We start from the raw sequence: 16,409 nt of genomic DNA, 5'->3' as shown, positions 1-16,409 counted from the left end.
GCCCGTCCGTACCGCTCATGCGGACGATCCTAGGGCGGTGGGTGCGGCGCCCTCCTGGGGGCCCGCGACCAGCGGTACGCGCGCCGCGAGCCGGAACCCCGGCCGGTCACCGCCGTGCCACCGCCGACCGCCGAACACCCGCCCCGCCCCTGCCCCGCCCCCGGACGACACGTCAAGGACCCCGCCGACCGCCTCAAGGCGCTCCGTGAGCCCCGTCAGGCCATTGCCCTGCCTGCCGGGCCCGCTGCCGGGCGGGAGGCCCACGCCGTCCTCCCCCGGGCCCACCCCGTCGTCCTCGACCGCGAGTTCGAGGAAGGGCCCGGCGAGGGTCTGCCGACGGGTCAGCGTGACCGCGCAGCGCCGGGCGCCGCTGTGCCGTACGACGTTGGTGACCGCCTCGCGCAGCGCCCAGGCGAGCGCGGCCTCCCGCTCCTCGTCCGGCGCGGTGTCGCCGCGGGGTGTCTCCAGGGGGACGTCGGCGTCGATGCCCGCGGCGGTGAGGGCCGTGCGGGCCCCGGCGAGCTGCCCGGCGAGGGTGAGCCGCCGATAGCCGGTGACGGCCTCGCGCACGTCCACCAGGGCCTGACGGCTGACCTGCTCGATGTCCGCGACCTGCTGGGCGGCCTTGTCGGGGTGGTCGGGCAGCATCCGCCCGGCCAGCTCGCTCTTCAGGGTGATCAGGGACAGGGAGTGGCCGAGCAGGTCGTGCAGGTCCCTGGAGAGGCGCAACCGCTCCTCGTTGGCGGCCAGTTGGGCGACCGTGGCGCGCGCCTGGCGCAGTTCGACGGTGGTGCGGATCAGCTGCCGCACGCCCGTCATCGCGAACCCGACGAGGAGCGTGGTCACGCCGAGGCCGGGGAACAGGTCGGCCGCGTCGGTCTCCCCCGTGCCGATCGCCACCATCAGGAGCGTGACTCCCGGGATGGCCCACACCGCCCGCCGCATCGGAAGCACCGCGCCCGCCGCCACCGCCACGTACACGAACAGACCGAGCCAGGCCGTCCCCATGGTGACGGCGAGGACCACCGCGAGGACGGTGAGGCCCGCGAGCGTCACGTACACCACGCCCCACTCCCGGATCCTCGTGGTGTACCGGAAGACCAGCGTCAGGTAGCAGCCGACGAACGCCGTCAGGCCCAGCGAGCCGAGGACGGTGGCGGTGCCGCCGTGGCCGCCGTCGATCAGGTCGTTCACGGGCCCGGCGAGGAAGACCAGCCAGATGCCGATCCAGGCCAGCTTCACGCGGGCCTGGCGGCGGTCGAGGACGGGCTGCCCGAACGAGTGCATGGGGTGCCGGTCGGGGTCGTGTGGTTCGTTCACGCCTTCAGTGTGTCCTTCCGGTACAGCCAGGCCGCGCCGCCCGCGAACAGCAGGAAGTACGCGAGGAGCAGCACGACGTCCCCGGCGTGCGGCGCGCCGCCCAGCTCGATGGCCCTGCCGAGGGCCGCGTACGCGTGGGTCGGCGTCCAGTCGGCGAGCGTCTGGAGCCAGTGCGGGAACGTGGTGGTCGGCATCCACAGGCCGCCGAGCAGGGACAGGGCGAAGTACAGGATCATCGTGATGGGCCGCACCGCGTCACCCGTGGCGCTGTAGCCGACGGCCACGCCGAGCGCGGCGAAGCAGAGGCTGCCCGCCCAGATCGCGCCGGTCAGGGCCAGCCACTGCCAGGCGTCCAGGCGTACGTCCTTGACGGCGGCGGCGGTCACGAACACCACCACGATCGACGGCAGGCTGACCACGGCCGCGCTCGCCGTCTTCGCGAGGACGTAGCCGCGCCCCGGCAGGCTGGTCAGCCTGAGCTGGCGCACCCAGCCGCTCTGCCGCTCCTTGGCGATGCGCTCGCTGTTGCCCATCAGGACGGCGGTGAGCGCGCCGAACGACGCCATCGACACCATCATGAACGCGGGCAGGGCGAGGCCGGTCCCGGCGACCTCGGTGGTGCTGTCGGCGCCGCCCGCGATGATCACGAACAGGAGCGCCGGGTAGATCACGGAGAAGAACAGGAACTTCTTGTTCCGCAGGGCGCGCCGGACCTCGAGGGTGACCAGGGCGCCGGAGGTGAAGCGCGGGCTGCCCGAAGTAGGAGCGTTCGGTGTGGTGTGCGTGGTCATGTGGTTCTCCTTCTGAAGGCCGCGGGTGCGGGCCGCCTCGTCGATCGCTCCGCTCGTCCCGCTCACGCCGACCTCGCCTCCTCCGCCGCCGTGATCGCGACGAAGGCCTGCTCCAGGCCGAGGCCCGCGACCTCCAGGTTCCGCGGGTGGACACCGAGGCCGTACAGCGCGTACACGGTGGCGTCGGCATCGGTCGACTGGAGCCGGACGGTGTGGCCGGAGAGGTCGAGCGCCGACAGGAACGGCAGCTCCCGCAGCCGCTGTTCGACGGCCGCCGCCCCGTCCGCGCGCAGCTCGTCCAGGTCGAAGCTGACCTTGCGGGCGCCCGCCCGTGCCTTGATCTCGGCGGCCGTGCCGTCGGCGAGGAGCCGGCCGCGGTGCAGGACCAGGACGCGGTCGGCGATCGCGTCGGCCTCCTCCAGGTAGTGCGTGGCGAACAGGACGGCACGGCCCTGGTCGGCCTGCTCGCGCATGGTCGCCCAGAAGGCCTGGCGTGCCGTGACGTCCATGCCGGTCGTCGGCTCGTCGAGGACGATCAGGTCGTTGGCCCCGGCGGTGGCGAGGGCGAACCGGACGCGCTGCTCCTGGCCGCCGGAGAGCTTGTTGACCCTGCGGTCGGCGATCTGGGCGATCCCGGCGGCGGCGAGGACGTCCTGGACGCGGTACGGGCGCGGGTGCAGGTCGCAGGCGAGCCGGACCAGCTCGCCCACGGTGACCTCGTCCATGAGGCCGCCGGACTGCAGCATCGCGCCGACCCGCCCCGCGGTGATCGCCTCGCGCGGGCCGGTCCCGAACACGCTCACCGTGCCGCTGTCCGGGCGCCGCAGGCCGAGGAGCAGGTCGAGCGTGGACGACTTGCCCGCGCCGTTCGGCCCGAGCAGCGCCACGGTCTCGCCCGGATACAGGTCGAGGCTGAGCCCGTCCACCGCCACCACGTCGCCGTACGCCTTGGTCACCCGGTCGAAGCTCACGGCGCTGCCGGCTGCCTCCGCGGCCGTGCCCCGGGCCGTGCCCGCCGTTGTCTCTGTCGTCGTCATGTGCACCATCGTTGCTGGTCACAGCGGTGTCCCGGCAGTGTCGTGTGTGACCGGACCGGGATGACAGGTGTCATGTCGTACGGGTGACGGAGCGGCGGGCCGTCCGGCCGGTCGGCCGGAGGAACGCGAAGGGGCGGGGTGCCTTCCGGCACCCCGCCCGTTTCGTTTCGCTGCCCGTTTCGTTTCGCTCCGGCTTCGGCTAGCTCGGATTCGTCTCGATCACGCCGATCCGCTCCGCGGGCGTCTTGCCCCGGAGCGCCTTGCCCATGGCCACGGCGACGTCCGTCGGCTGGACCGGCGTCTTCTTGCCGTTGGCGCGCTGGATCATGATGCCGTCGAACGTGTTGCCGTAGAGCTGCTTGAGCGCCTTGAGGTCGTACGTCTCCGTGAGCCTGCCGCTGCTCGCGGGCTTCGCGCCGAGGATCTGCGGCAGCGACTTGGCCGGGCCGAGGGGGATCGACGCGCTGGTCCCCTTGACGCTGATGGTGACGTTGGCGGACATGGCGGGCTTCGCGAACCGCGTCATGAACGCGTCGACCTCGGCGTCCGAGACCGTCGGCTTGCGGTTGGTGACCGGCACCGCGACCGTGCCCGCGCTGCCCGTCTCGACCTGCTTCTTGTACGCGGCGGCGACGGCCTCGGACGCCTTGGCCGCGTCGATGCCCTTGCCCGCCTTGCCGTAGACGGCGACGGCCTTGCCGGGCACGAACTTGACCGTGCCCTCCTTGGCCGAGCCCGAGCCGCCCGCGGCGCGCTCCAGGGCGGCCGCCAGCTTCTCCTCGTCGACGGGCATCTCGGGCTCGACGACGCGCTCGCCGCCGAAGAGGCCGCCGATCACCGACACCGGGTTGTAGTCGCTGCCCGCGGCGGCGCGCACGGTGGCCTGGCTGTCGAGGGTGAGGCCCGCCTGGTCCGGCTTGAGGGTGACCTGGTCGCCGCCCACCGTCAGCTTCAGGGGCTTGTTGACGCGCTCGCCGAGCGCCGCGTCGAGCTTCTTCACGGCCTCGTCGCGGGTGCCGCCGCCGACGTCGACACCGAGGACGGTGGTGCCCTTCGGTACGTCGGCGTGGTTCATCAGGAGCCCGGCGCCATAAGCGCCGCAGCCGAGGACGACGACCACTCCGCCGAGCAGGACCAGCTTGCTGCGGCCCTTTTTCTTCTTCTTGGCCGCGGGCGCCGCCGGCACGTTCGGCTGCACCGGCTCGGGCAGCTTCGGCGGCGTGTGCGGACCCGGCTCGTCGAGGTGCGCGCCAGGCGCGAACGGCGAGTTCTGCGCGGGCGGGACGACGGGGATGCCGCTGTTCAGCGTGTCGCCGGAGACGTTGCCGCCGGGGCCGCCGGGCACGCCCGCACCGGGCCCGCCGGGGACGGGCGGACGCTGGCCGGAGGCGGGCTTCTGCGGCGTGAGGATGGCGGTGTCGTCGCTGAGGCGGGGGGTGACGGGGGCGCCGGGGCCGTTGGGGGCGACGGGGTTGCCGGGGGCGCCGGGAGCACCAGGTCCTCCGGGGCCGCCCGGGGCACCCTGGCCGCCGGGTCCGCCAGGTCCGCCCGGGCCGCCCGGGCCGTCGCCCAGCGGGCCGCCGTCGGGGAAGGCGTCCGAGCCCGAGCCGTAGCCCGCGCTGCCGTAGAGGTCGGTGCCGTTCGGATAGCCGCCGAGGTCGGGCCCGGGGCCGGGCGGCAGCATCGGGCCGTCGCCGGTGACCGGTCCCCCGGTCGGCCCGACGGGGCTCTGGCCGGAGGCTCCGTACTCGCCCTCGCCGCCGGAGAAGTACGGCAGGTCCCCGCGCTGCGACTCACCGCCGCGCGGCCCGCCCGAGCCCAGCGGCCCGTTCGCGACGGCGCCGGACACGTCGTACGCACCGGTGCCGGACCCCGCACCCGGACCGCCCGAACCGGAACCGGAAGCGCCGGAAGCGCCGGAAGAGCCGGAGGACGGCGAGCCGGAGGACGCCGCGGGACCCGGTGCACCCTTCGGGGCGGACTTGCGCGGCGCGAACCAGTCGCTGGCCTTCTCGTCGCCGTCCTCGCCGCCCGCGGCGCCCTGGGGCGCGGCCGGACCCCCGGAAGGGGCGGCACCGGCGGCCGGGGAGGCGGAAGCGGAGGATGCTCCGGTCGAGGAGGGACCCGACAGACCCGTCGCGCCCGCGCCGCTGAGGGCGCTCGTGCCCGACCCCGCGCCCCCGGCGCCGTCCGCGCGCCGGTCGTCCGCGCCTCTGTCGCCGTCGGCGTCACCGACGGGCGTGCGCATGACGACCGGGGGGATCGGCCGCGAACCGGGGATGTTGATCCGGATGCGGGTGGTCAGCGTGGTCTCGGTCTTGGGTTCGTCGTTCCGCTCGTCGCCGGCACCCCGGCCGACGCCGTCCGGACCGCCCTCGGGCGCGGCGCCCTGTGCGGGCGAGCCGTACGGCGGCGTGCCCGACGGGTACGCGGCCCCCGTGCGTCCCTGGGGACCGGAGGACGAACTGTCAGTTTCACGACTCAAGGCAGGTTCTCCTGGTTGGCTCCACCGCCCGTTTCGACCACTCGGGCGGCTCGGCGGCGCGCACCACCATACTGGCCGCCGCCCACGGTCATCCCGTGACCGGCGTCAAACCCGTGCGGGACACGGGCTCAAGTGGTACGTCACTTGCCAAGTCGGGCGTCGGACGCGCCCGGTTGCGGTGACTGCCCGAGGGTGGCACACATCACAGCCACCCCCATACCGCCCAACAGGAAGACGTACGAGCCGAGGCCGGCGCCGAACACGAAGTCGCCCTCCGGCCGGGTCGCGGTGAGCAGCATGACGGCGACGAGCCAGCCTGCGGCGGGCGCGATCGCCCCGCCCCGGGTGCCGGTGGCGCGCGAGCCGCCGTAGAAGGCACCCGCGGAACCGGCGAGCGCGAGCAGCAACCCACCGGGGAACCAGCCCTGTTGGGCGAGCGCGCCCGCCACCCCGACGACCGTGCCGAGCAGGAAGAGCCCGGCGTACGCCACCAGGCGCACGGCGTTCAGCGGCTGCGCGAGGAAGCCTCCGGGCGCCGCGGACGCACCGGCGCGGCCGGAACCGGCGGCCGTGCGGGCGGGGGTGGCGGCGGCCTTGGCGGCGCCGCTCTTGCCGCTTCCGCTCCCCTTGCCGACGGCTCCGGCACGGGCCGCCTTGGCCGAGGACGACGAAGACGAAGACGAAGACGAAGATGAAGAGGACGAAGCCCTCGAACGCGCGCTCACTTCGCTCCCTCCGCCACGCCGAGCCCCGCGAAGAGATCCGTCTCGCGTCCGCCGTCCACCGTGCCCGCCTCGCCTCTCACCAGTTCGTAGTACTCCACGTCGAAGATCGGCTGCGCCAGGCCGTTGGACAGGGCGAACAGCCGCTCGTGGACCTCGACCTGGGTCGCGTGGGCGCGCATCGCCGCCGCCTTGGCCGCCCCGAAGGCCCGTCCGTCGATCTCCGTCGTGACGCGCTCGTCGTCGGTCACGCCGGGCACGTCGGCCACCGTGGCGAGGGCGGTGAAGGGGGAGGCGGGCAGCTCGTCCGGAAGCCGCCGGAAGCGGTCCTCGACGGTGGTGCGGGGCGCGCGGTTCCAGTAGACCTTGGCGACGGTGTACGCGTCGCCGAGGTCGGCGCGGAAGGCGGGCTCGGCCGCGAGCTCGACGGCGCGCATGGCGACGCGGTGGGCCTGGATGTGGTCGGGGTGGCCGTAGCCGCCGTCCGGGTCGTACGTGACGAGCACCTGCGGGCGCAGTTCGCGGATCACCTCGACGAGGTCGGCCGCCGCCTCGTCGACGTCGGCGGACCAGAAGGCGCCGGGGCGGTGGTTCTGCTCGGTGCCCATCATCCCGGAGTCGCGGTAGCGTCCCGCGCCGCCGAGGAAGCGGTGGTCGGTGACGCCGACCTCCTTCATCGCGGCGGCGACCTCACCGATGCGGTGGGCGCCGAGCGTGTCCTCGCGGTCGGCGGCCAGATGGGCGAGGTCGGGCGGGATGACCTCGCCCTCCTCGCCGAGCGTGCACGTCACCACCGTGACTCGGGCGCCCTCGGCCGCGTACTTGGCCATGGTCGCGCCATTGTTGATCGACTCGTCGTCGGGGTGCGCGTGCACGAGCAGCAGGCGCCGGGCGGGCTGTTCCGTCATGGGAACAGCCTACGAGCCCGGAGCGCGCCCGCCGCGGGCCCGTGAGCCCCTCGCGCCCGCTCGCCTCCCGCTCCCCCGTCCCCACGCCCGCCCGCCCCGGTCCATCCCCCTTTGTCACCCTCTGCCCCTTGATCACCGGGCCCCTGTCCCCCCGCTCCCCTCGCCAGGTCGAGCCCGGCCGCGGCGGCCCGTACAGCGGATGCCGTCAGAACTTGATGTCCTCGATGACCCCCGCCAGGTTCGTCGACAGCTCATCGATGGTCGGTGCGAGCGACGAGCTGGCCAGATAGAAGCCGAGCAGCGCGCAGACGATCGCGTGGATCGTCTTGAGCCCCTGTTTCCGCACCAGCATGACCACGATGATCGCCAGCAGCAGCACCACCGATACCGAGAGTGCCACGGCGGTTCACCTCCCATTCCCATCACGCGACAACGTTCCGACCGACTGCCCCGAGCCGCCTCGGGACCGCCCCCTGCGTCCGGCCGACAGGACCCAACTCGCCGTGCCAGCAAGGTCATACCCACCAAGCGCTACGGATCATAACTATGTGTCGAGCCACATGAGTCGGAGCACCGCAGCACAAGGGGCGCATGAGCCATAGGCTCGGGGAATGACCATCGAGACCCCGGAAACCGACGGGCCCAAGGACGGTGCCGCGCAGCGGCTTTCGTTCCCGCGCCAACATGCCCGCACGCAGCGCTTCTCCCTGGGCGCGCCGCGCGCCTTCACCGTGGCCCCCGACGGCTCCCGCGTCGTCTTCGTACGCTCCGCCTCCGGCACGGACCGGACGGGCGCGCTCTGGGTCCTCGACCTGGCCGACGGCGGTGCCGAGCGGGTCGCCGCCGATCCGCGGGCGCTGCTCGACGGCTCCGCGGAGCGCCTTTCGGCGGCGGAGCGGGCGCGGCGCGAGCGCAGCCGCGAGGGCGGCTCCGGCATCGTCGGGTACGCCACCGACGCGGCCGTGGAGCTCGCCGCCTTCGCCCTGTCGGGCCGCCTCTTCGTCGCGGAGCTGCGCGCGGGCACGGCTCGCGAACTGTCCGTCCCCGCCCCGGTGATCGACCCGCGGCCCTCGCCGGACGGCCGTCACATCGCGTACGTGTCCGGGGGCGCCCTGCGCGTCACGGGCGCCGACGGCGAGGGCGACCGGGCGCTCGCGGCGCCGGACGCGGTCGAGGCGGACACGGTGACGTACGGGCTCGCGGAGTTCATCGCGGCCGAGGAGATGGACCGCCACCGCGGCTTCTGGTGGTCGCCGGAGTCCGACCGGCTCCTGGTGGCGCGGGTCGACGACGCGCCCGTGCGGCGCTGGTGGATCGCCGACCCGGCGCACCCGGACCGGGAGCCGGCGTCGGTCGCCTATCCGGCGGCGGGCACCGACAACGCCGACGTGCGGCTGTTCGTGGTCGGCCTGGACGGGGTGCGCACGGAGGTCGCGTGGGACCGGGCCCGCTACCCCTATCTGGCGCGGGTGCACTGGTCGGCGGACGGGGCGCCGCTGCTCCTGGTGCAGGCCCGGGACCAGCGCAGCGCGCTGTATCTCGCGGTGGACCCCGACAACGGCTCGACGCGGATGGTGCACGCCGACGAGGACGCGGACTGGCTTGAACTCTTCCCCGGTTCGCCCTCGTGGTCGCCCAGCGGGCGGCTCGTGCGCATCGCCGACGAGGGTGGCGCGCGGGTGCTCGCGTGGGGCGAGCGGCCGCTGACGAGCCCTCAGCTGCATGTCCGCGCCGTGCTCGACGTGACCGAGGACTCCGCGCTGATCTCGGCGTCCGCGGGTTCCGGCGCCGCCGATCCGGAGATCGGCGAGGTGCATGTCTACCGCGTCAACGAGCTCGGCGTGGAGCGGGTCTCGCAGGAGCCCGGGGTGCACTCGGCAGTCCGCGCGGGCGAGGTCACCGTGCTGGTTTCGGCCACTCTTGACCGTCCCGGCTCACGGGTGTCCGTGCTGCGCGACGGCAAGCAGGTGGCGACCGTCGCCTCGCACGCCCAGCGCCCGGGGCTCACCCCGCGCGTGACGCTTATCGAAGGGGGCGCGCGGCGGATTCCGTGCGCCGTGCTGCTCCCCACCGGGTACGAACCGGCGGACGGGCCGCTTCCCGTACTCATGGATCCGTACGGCGGTCCGCACGGGCAGCGTGTGATGAAGGCCCACAACGTCTACCTGACCTCGCAGTGGTTCGCCGACCAGGGCTTCGCCGTCGTCGTCGCCGACGGGCGCGGGACGCCGGGGCGGTCGCCCGCCTGGGAGAAGTCCGTCAAGGGCGATCTCACCCGGACCCTCGACGACCAGGTCGAGGCGCTGCACGCGCTCGCCGAGCGCTTCCCGCTCGACCTCGGCCGGGTCGCCATGCGCGGCTGGTCCTTCGGCGGCTACCTGTCCGCCATGGCCGTCCTGCGCCGCCCCGACGTCTTCCACGCCGCCGTCGTCGGGGCGCCCGTCACCGACCTCCGCCTGTACGACACCCACTACCAGGAGCGGTACCTCGACGATCCGCGGACCTCGCCCGAGGCCTACCGCAACAGCTCCCTCGTCTCCGACGACGGCCTCGTCGACCCCGGTGAGCCGCACCGTCCGATGCAGATCATCCACGGGCTCGCCGACGACAACGTGGTCGTCGCGCACGCCTTGCGGCTGTCCTCGGCGCTGCTCGCCGCCGGGCGGCCGCACGAGGTCCTGCCCCTCTCCGGGGTCACCCATATGACCCCCCAGGAACAGGTGGCCGAAAACCTCCTGCTGCTCCAGGTCGACTTCCTGAAGCGCGCGCTGTCCCTGACCTGACCGCTCCCCGTCCACGGACGGCTGGCCGCCGGGGTGACCGGTCGGGGTGACATGGCGCACCCCGACCGGTCCAACGGCACCCGCACGGCCGTACTCCCCACCCTGCCCGCCCCGTGTCTCCCCCACGGGTCAACGGGGTTGCCCTGATGTTTCCTTGCCCCAGCCCCACCCCTTCCCGTGGGACAGTCCTCCGCCGAATCGGCGCTCCGCGCCTCGTCCTCAATCGCCGGACGGGCTCTCTCCCACCCACCCGCCCCGGCTATCGCTTCGGCCCGGGTGGGACGCACAGCCTGCCCGACGCCCTTCAGCCCGCCCCGGCGAAGTTGTTTTCAGCCCGTCCGGCGTTTGAGGACGAGCGCGGAGCGCGATTCGGGGGTGCGCCCGGGCGAGGCTGAGGGTTCCGGGCTTTCGGGCAGGCCCGGGACAAGTCCGGGCGGGCGGGTGGGAGAAAGCCCGTCATGGGGGTACCCCCTGCTCCTTAAGAGCTTGGGGGAGTTTGAGGACGAGCGCGCAGCGCGATACGGGGGTGCGCCCGGGCGAGGCTGGAGGTGCCGGGGGTTCGGGCAGGCCCAGGGCGAGTTCGGGCGGGCGGGTGGGAGAGAGGCGGACCCACCCGCACGGGGCCGCCCTCCGAGCCGCCGCTCACGGCACCACGTGCTTCTCCTCCGCGAAGTGGCAAGCCGAATCATGCTCCGCAGGCCCCCCGACCCCCCGGAACTCCGCCGGAACGGCAAGAGCGGGCACCTCCAACGCACACCGCTCCTGCGCCTTCCAGCACCGCGTCCGGAACCGACACCCGGAAGGGGGATTCGCGGGCGACGGCACGTCCCCGCTCAGAATGATCCGCTCACGATGCTCCCGGGCGTCCGGATCGGGCACGGGCACGGCGGACAGCAGCGCCTGCGTGTAGGGGTGCGTCGGATGTTCGTAGATCTCGGCGTCGGTCCCGGTCTCGACGATCCGCCCGAGGTACATGACCCCGACCCGGTCGGAGATGTGCCGCACGATGGACAGGTCGTGGGCGATGAACACGTACGAGAGGTGGAATTCACGTCGGAGCCGGTCCAGGAGGTTGACGACCTGCGCCTGGACGGACACGTCGAGCGCGGAGACGGGCTCGTCGGCGACGATGATCTCGGGCCGCAGCGCCAGCCCCCGCGCGATGCCGATGCGCTGGCGCTGACCGCCGGAGAACTGGTGCGGATAGCGGTTGATGTACTCGGGGTTGAGGCCCACGACGTCGAGGAGTTCCTGGACCTTCTGCCGACGCGAGCCCTTCGGCGCAACCTCCGGGTGGATCTCGTACGGCTCCCCGATGATGTCGCCGACGGTCATGCGCGGGTTGAGGGAGGTGTAGGGGTCCTGGAACACCATCTGGATGTTCCGGCGGACCGCCTTCAGCGCACGCCCCGACAGCTTGGTGATGTCCTCGCCCTTGTACTGGATCTCCCCGGCGGTGGGCCGCTCCAGGTTGACGAGCATCTTGGCGACGGTGGACTTCCCGCAGCCGGACTCCCCGACGATGCCGAGGGTCTCCCCGGCGCCGAGTTCGAAGTCGACGCCGTCGACGGCCTTGACGGCGCCGATCTGCCGTTTGATGAGGATGCCCTGCGTGAGCGGGTAGTGCTTGACGAGCCCGCGCACCCGGAGGAGCGGCTCGGTCGTGACCGGCTTCTCGGCCACGCCCGCCGTCTTGGCCATGTCAGCCACGGAGGGTCTCCTTCCAGAAGTGGCAGGCGCTGCGCCGCTCCGCGGTGAGTCCCTCGTACGTGACCCGCGCGAGCGGCGGGACGTCGGTGCGGCACACGTCCTGGGCCATCGGGCAGCGCGGGTTGAAGGCGCATCCTGGCGGGATGTTCATGAGGTTGGGAGGCAGGCCCTTGATGGCGAAGAGGTCCTGGCCCTTCTGGTCCAGGCGCGGGATGGATTCGAGCAGGCCCTTGGTGTACGGGTGCGCGGGGGCCTTGTAGATCTCGTGCACGGGGGCCTTCTCGACGATGCGGCCCGCGTACATGACGGCGATGGTGTCGGCGACGTCGGCGACCACGCCGAGGTCGTGGGTGATCAGGATGAGGCCCATGTGCAGCTCGCGCTGGAGCTCGGCGAGGAGTTCCATGACCTGGGCCTGGACGGTGACGTCGAGGGCGGTGGTGGGCTCGTCGGCGATGATCAGGGAGGGTTCGAGCGCCATCGCCATGGCGATCATGATGCGCTGGCGCATGCCGCCGCTGAACTGGTGCGGGTACTGGGTGACGCGTTCCTTGGCGGCCGGGATGCGGACCCGGTCCATCAGCTCGACGGCCTTGGCGCGGGCGTCCTTGCGGGACATCCCGCGGTGCACGACGAACATCTCGCCGAGCTGGTCGCCGACGCTCAGCACGGGGTTCAGGGAGCTGAGGGCGTCCTGGAAGATCATGGCCATGCCCGCGCCGCGGATCTTGCGCCGCTCGTCCTCCTTGAGCTTCAGCAGGTCCTTGCCCTGGAAGAGGATCTCGCCGGAGGTGATGCGGCCCGGCGGGATGTCGAGGATGCCCATGACGGCCTGCGCGGTGACGGACTTGCCGGATCCTGACTCGCCGAGCACGGCGAGGGTCTCGCCCGCGTCCACGGCGTAGTCGACGCCGTTCACGGCCTTGGCGACGCCGTCGCGGGTCCTGAACTCCACGTGCAGGTCGCGGACTTCGAGCAGCTTGGCTGCCGGGTCGGTTGCGGTGCCGGTTGCCGTGTGGGATGCCGTGGTCGCCATGGGCGCCTACCTCAGCTTCGGGTCGAGGGCGTCGCGCACCGCGTCGCCGAGCATGATGAACGCGAGCACGGTGACCGCGAGGGCGCCCGCGGGCCAGAGCAGCATGTGCGGGGCGTTGCGGATGTACTGGGACGCGGCGGAGATGTCGATGCCCCAGCTCACCGTGGGGGGCTTCAGGCCGACGCCGAGGTAGGACAGGGTGGCCTCCAGGGCGATGTAGGTGCCGAGGGCGATGGTCGCGACGACGATGACCGGAGCGACGGCGTTGGGCGTGATGTGCCTCAGCAGCATCCGCGAGTTGGAGGCGCCGAGGGCGCGGGCGGCCTGGACGTAGTCGTTCTGTTTGGCGGTGATGACGGAGCCGCGGGCGATGCGGGAGATCTGCGGCCAGCCGAGCAGGACCATGAAGCCGATCACGGGCCAGACGGTGTTGCTGGTGACGACGGAGAGCAGCACCAGGCCGCCGAGGACGACGGGGATCGCGAAGAAGATGTCGGTGATGCGGGAGAGGATCGCGTCCCACACGCCGCCGAAGAACCCGGCGAGCCCACCGAGCACGCTGCCGAGGACCGCGACGCCGAGGGTGGCGCAGACGCCGACGGTGACGGACGAGCGGGCGCCGTACACGGTGCGTGTGTAGACGTCGCAGCCCTGGCCGTTGAAGCCGAAGGGGTGGCCGGGCGAGGAGCCCTTCTGGGCGTTGGCGAGGTCGCAGTCCAGGGGGTCGCCGGAGGCGATCGCGGAGGGCCACAGCGAGATGAAGACCAGGAAGAGGATGATCAGGCCCGAGATGACGAAGACCGGGTTGCGGCGCAGGTCGTGCCAGGCGTCGGACCACAGGCTGCGGGCGGGGGCGGCGGCGCCGGTGCCGCCGGGGCCGCCTTCGGGACCGCCCGGGGCCAGCGTCGTCGCCTCACTCGCCGCGAGGTCCATCGCGCCGCCCGCGCCGGTCCCGGCAATGGCGCCCTCGGCGGGCTCATGGGGTTCAGGCATAGCGGATCCTCGGGTCGAGTACGGCGTACAACAGGTCGACGATCAGGTTCGCGAGGAGGAACACGAGGACGAGCACCGTCACGAACCCGACGACGGTCTGGGTGCTCTGCCGCAGGATCCCCTGGTAGAGCTGGAAGCCGACGCCGTGGATGTTGAAGATCCGCTCGGTGACGATGGCGCCGCCCATGAGGGCGCCCACGTCCGTGCCGATGAAGGTGACCACCGGGATCAGTGAGTTGCGCAGCAGGTGCCTGGTGATGACGCGGCGGCGCGGCAGGCCCTTCGCCACGGCCGTGCGGACGTAGTCGGCGCGGCGGTTCTCGGCGATGGAGGTCCGGGTGAGGCGGGTGACGTACGCCAGGGAGACGGACGCGAGCACGAGTCCCGGCACGATCAGTTCGTCGACGGTCGCCTCGGTCGACACGGACGGTTTGATGACGCCCCACTCGACGCCGAGCAGCAGTTGAAGCAGCAGGCCGGTCACGAACGTGGGGATGGAGATGACCACGAGCGTCAGGAGCAGCACGACCGTGTCGACGGGCTTGCCGCGCCGCAGGCCGGTGAGGACGCCGAGCGAGATGCCGATGACGATCTCGAAGACGATGGCGACGAGGGTGAGCCTGAGGGTCACGGGGAACGCCGAGGACATCAGCTCGGTGACCTTCTGACCGTTGAAGGCGGTGCCGAAGTCGCCGGTGAAGACGTTGCCCATGTACGTCGCGTATTGCTGCCACACGGGCTTGTCGAGGCCGAACTCCTTCTTCAGCTGGGCGGCCGTCGCGGGGTCGCACTTGCGGTCGCCGCAGAGGCCCGCGATGGGGTCGCCCATCACGTTGACCATCAGGAAGATCAGCAGGGTGGCGCCGAAGAAGACCGGGATCATCTGCAGCAGACGCCGGATCACATAACGACCCATGGGGCTCGCTCCAGGAGTAGTGGGAGCGGCCGCCCGGCGGGGGCGCCGAACGGCCGCTCCACCGACGTCAGTTGACCTTGATCTCCTCGTACACCGGCACGCTGAACTGGTTCAGCGCGACGTCGGAGACCCGGTCCGAGTAGCCGGCGCTGCCGTTCTGGTACCAGAGCGGGATGGCGGGCATGTCCTTGGCGAGGATCTTCTCGGCGTCCTGGAACTTGGTGACGGCCTTGGCCGCGTCCGTCTCCCCGTTGGCCTCGTTGATGAGCTTGTCGAAGTCCTTGTCGGAGTACTTGCCGTCGTTGGACGAGGCGTCCGTGTAGTAGTTCGGCTCCAGGAAGTTCTGGATCAGCGGGTAGTCCATCTGCCAGCCCGCGCGCCAGGCCCCGTCGAGCTTCTGCTGGGACGCCTGGCTGCGGAAGTCGGCGAAGGTGCCGATGGGGTTGCCGACGCAGGCCTTGTCGTTGCCGAGGGCCCGGTTGATGGAGTTGCAGACGGCGTCCACCCACTCCTTGTGGGAGCCGGTGTCCGCGTTGTACGAGATCTTGAGGGTGCCGCCGGGAATGCCACCGCCCTCCTCAACGAGCTTCTTGGCCTCGTCGGCGTCGTACTCGCACCACTCACCGCACACGCTGTCGCTGTAGCCGCCGTCCTCGCCGAGCACCGGCGAGGTCCAGTCCTTGGCGGGGGTGCGGGTCTTCTGGAAGATCGTGTCGGTGATCTGCTCCCGGTTGATCGCCCGGGAGAGCCCCTGGCGGACCTTCTCCGCGCCCGCCTTGTCCCACTTCTTGTCGTAGAAGGGGAAGGCGAGCGTCTGGATGATCCCCGCGGGGGTGTTGATGTACCGATCCCCCAGGTCGCTCTTCACGTTCTTCAACTGCGAGGCCGGAACGTCATCGACGAGATCCAGATTCCCCGCCATCAGATCCGTGTAGGCGGTGTTGTTGTCCGTGTAGACCTTGAGGTCCACGCCCCCGTTCTCCGCCTTGTCGTCCCCCTTGTAGCCGTCCCACTTCCTGAGCTCCATCTTGGAGCCCTTCTGGTACGACTTGATGGTGTACGGGCCGTTGCCGACGGGCTTGGACAGCCAGGCCGCGTGGTCGTCGAAGAACGCCTTGGGCAGCGGCGCGAAGGAGGGGTAGCCGAGGGTCTCGGGCCAGGTGGAGAACTTCTGCGTGAGCTTCACGGTGAACGTCTTGGGGTCGACGACCTTCAGCCCGGACAGGGTGTCGGCCGTCGCATCGCCCTTCTCGGGGTGCACCTTGTCGTAGCCCTCGATGTACCCGAAGAAGTAGGCGTTCTTCTGGTTGTTCTTCAGGTGCGCCCCGTAGTTCCACGCGTCGACGAACGACTTCGCGGTGACGTCCTCGCCATTGCTGAACTTCCACCCGTCCTTGAGCTTGACGGTGAAGTTCTGCGAGTCCTCGCTCTCGATGGACTCGGCGATCATGTCCTTGGCCTCGCCGGTCTTCGGGTCGTACCGCTTCAGCCCCCGGAAGACCATGTCCAGGACCTTCCCGCCCTGGACCTCGTTCGTGTTCGCGGGCTCCAGCGGGTTCTGCGGATCCCCCCAGGACGACCCCACCACCCCGGAGCCGTCGCCGCCACCACCGCTGCTCCCACCCCCACAGGCCGTCGCCGCGAGTGCGACGGCCACCGCACCAGCGGCCCACTTGGCGTGCGTGGCTCCACGCATGGAGTGCCTCCT

13 protein-coding genes are annotated in these 16,409 nt (G+C 71.9%); 1 reads left to right on the top strand and 12 read right to left on the bottom strand.

Annotation, left to right across the window (positions count from 1 at the left end):
• Positions 1-15 precede the first annotated feature (15 nt).
• From OO63_RS30005 to OO63_RS29975, 7 genes are all read right to left on the bottom strand, one after another.
• A complete protein-coding gene (locus OO63_RS30005) occupies positions 16-1,287 on the bottom strand; it encodes a sensor histidine kinase (protein ID WP_030359757.1) in 1,272 nt (423 codons plus the stop codon).
• Positions 1,288-1,316: 29 nt separating this feature from the next.
• Positions 1,317-2,111, bottom strand: coding sequence for an ABC transporter permease (locus tag OO63_RS30000; protein WP_051811335.1), 795 nt, complete (start codon positions 2,109-2,111; stop codon positions 1,317-1,319).
• A 62-nt stretch (positions 2,112-2,173) separates the two neighbouring features.
• Complete coding sequence (locus OO63_RS29995) at positions 2,174-3,148, bottom strand: ABC transporter ATP-binding protein (protein ID WP_030359755.1); 975 nt, start codon at positions 3,146-3,148, stop codon at positions 2,174-2,176.
• Positions 3,149-3,347: 199 nt separating this feature from the next.
• Complete coding sequence (locus OO63_RS29990; protein ID WP_030359754.1) at positions 3,348-5,633, bottom strand: hypothetical protein; 2,286 nt, start codon at positions 5,631-5,633, stop codon at positions 3,348-3,350.
• Between the two features lie 140 nt (positions 5,634-5,773).
• Entirely contained in the window at positions 5,774-6,127 is a 354-nt protein-coding gene (locus OO63_RS29985; protein WP_106983407.1) for a DUF6113 family protein, read from the bottom strand.
• 227 nt (positions 6,128-6,354) lie between these two features.
• The gene (gene mshB / locus OO63_RS29980) at positions 6,355-7,263 is read right to left on the bottom strand and encodes an N-acetyl-1-D-myo-inositol-2-amino-2-deoxy-alpha-D-glucopyranoside deacetylase (protein WP_030359752.1); all 909 of its coding nucleotides are present in this window, start codon (positions 7,261-7,263) and stop codon (positions 6,355-6,357) included.
• A gap of 205 nt (positions 7,264-7,468) precedes the next feature.
• Positions 7,469-7,663 (bottom strand): hypothetical protein, encoded by a 195-nt coding sequence (locus OO63_RS29975; protein WP_030359751.1) that lies wholly within the window; start codon positions 7,661-7,663, stop codon positions 7,469-7,471.
• Between the two features lie 211 nt (positions 7,664-7,874).
• Between OO63_RS29975 and OO63_RS29970 the strand changes: the two genes are divergently transcribed.
• Positions 7,875-10,046, top strand: a complete 2,172-nt coding sequence (locus OO63_RS29970) for a prolyl oligopeptidase family serine peptidase (protein WP_033264613.1) — start codon at positions 7,875-7,877, stop codon at positions 10,044-10,046.
• 642 nt (positions 10,047-10,688) lie between these two features.
• Here the strand turns inward: OO63_RS29970 and OO63_RS29965 are convergent.
• The 5 genes from OO63_RS29965 to OO63_RS29945 form a co-directional block, all read right to left on the bottom strand.
• Positions 10,689-11,747: an ABC transporter ATP-binding protein gene (locus tag OO63_RS29965; protein WP_199819517.1), complete on the bottom strand. Its 1,059-nt coding sequence runs from the start codon at positions 11,745-11,747 to the stop codon at positions 10,689-10,691.
• 1 nt (position 11,748) lies between these two features.
• Positions 11,749-12,792: an ABC transporter ATP-binding protein gene (locus OO63_RS29960; protein ID WP_051811330.1), complete on the bottom strand. Its 1,044-nt coding sequence runs from the start codon at positions 12,790-12,792 to the stop codon at positions 11,749-11,751.
• A gap of 6 nt (positions 12,793-12,798) precedes the next feature.
• Positions 12,799-13,785 carry an ABC transporter permease gene (locus OO63_RS29955; RefSeq protein WP_030359747.1) on the bottom strand — a complete coding sequence of 329 codons (987 nt, stop codon included), beginning with the start codon at positions 13,783-13,785 and terminating at the stop codon, positions 12,799-12,801.
• Complete coding sequence (locus tag OO63_RS29950; protein WP_030359746.1) at positions 13,778-14,701, bottom strand: ABC transporter permease; 924 nt, start codon at positions 14,699-14,701, stop codon at positions 13,778-13,780. The genes OO63_RS29955 and OO63_RS29950 overlap by 8 nt, the downstream gene beginning before the upstream one ends.
• A 67-nt stretch (positions 14,702-14,768) precedes the next feature.
• A complete protein-coding gene (locus OO63_RS29945; protein ID WP_030359745.1) occupies positions 14,769-16,397 on the bottom strand; it encodes a peptide ABC transporter substrate-binding protein in 1,629 nt (542 codons plus the stop codon).
• Between the last annotated feature and the right edge of the window lie 12 nt (positions 16,398-16,409).

It is taken from the genome of Streptomyces alboflavus, from assembly GCF_000716675.1.
GTDB classification, from domain to species: domain Bacteria; phylum Actinomycetota; class Actinomycetes; order Streptomycetales; family Streptomycetaceae; genus Streptomyces; species Streptomyces alboflavus.
Note: the sequence above shows the minus strand (reverse complement) of the source record. Positions and strands in the feature narration are given on the sequence as shown.

Bases quoted from the DNA above. Each gene is read 5' to 3' on its own strand.
- OO63_RS29970 (WP_033264613.1), top strand. From the start codon at position 7,875: ATGACCATCGAGACCCCGGAAACCGACGGGCCCAAGGACGGTGCCGCG.
- OO63_RS29965 (WP_199819517.1), bottom strand. From the start codon at position 11,747: ATGGCCAAGACGGCGGGCGTGGCCGAGAAGCCGGTCACGACCGAGCCG.
- OO63_RS30000 (WP_051811335.1), bottom strand. From the start codon at position 2,111: ATGACCACGCACACCACACCGAACGCTCCTACTTCGGGCAGCCCGCGC.
- OO63_RS29950 (WP_030359746.1), bottom strand. From the start codon at position 14,701: ATGGGTCGTTATGTGATCCGGCGTCTGCTGCAGATGATCCCGGTCTTC.
- OO63_RS30005 (WP_030359757.1), bottom strand. From the start codon at position 1,287: ATGCACTCGTTCGGGCAGCCCGTCCTCGACCGCCGCCAGGCCCGCGTG.
- OO63_RS29960 (WP_051811330.1), bottom strand. From the start codon at position 12,792: ATGGCGACCACGGCATCCCACACGGCAACCGGCACCGCAACCGACCCG.
- mshB (WP_030359752.1), bottom strand. From the start codon at position 7,263: ATGACGGAACAGCCCGCCCGGCGCCTGCTGCTCGTGCACGCGCACCCC.
- OO63_RS29955 (WP_030359747.1), bottom strand. From the start codon at position 13,785: ATGCCTGAACCCCATGAGCCCGCCGAGGGCGCCATTGCCGGGACCGGC.
- OO63_RS29995 (WP_030359755.1), bottom strand. From the start codon at position 3,148: ATGACGACGACAGAGACAACGGCGGGCACGGCCCGGGGCACGGCCGCG.
- OO63_RS29945 (WP_030359745.1), bottom strand. From the start codon at position 16,397: ATGCGTGGAGCCACGCACGCCAAGTGGGCCGCTGGTGCGGTGGCCGTC.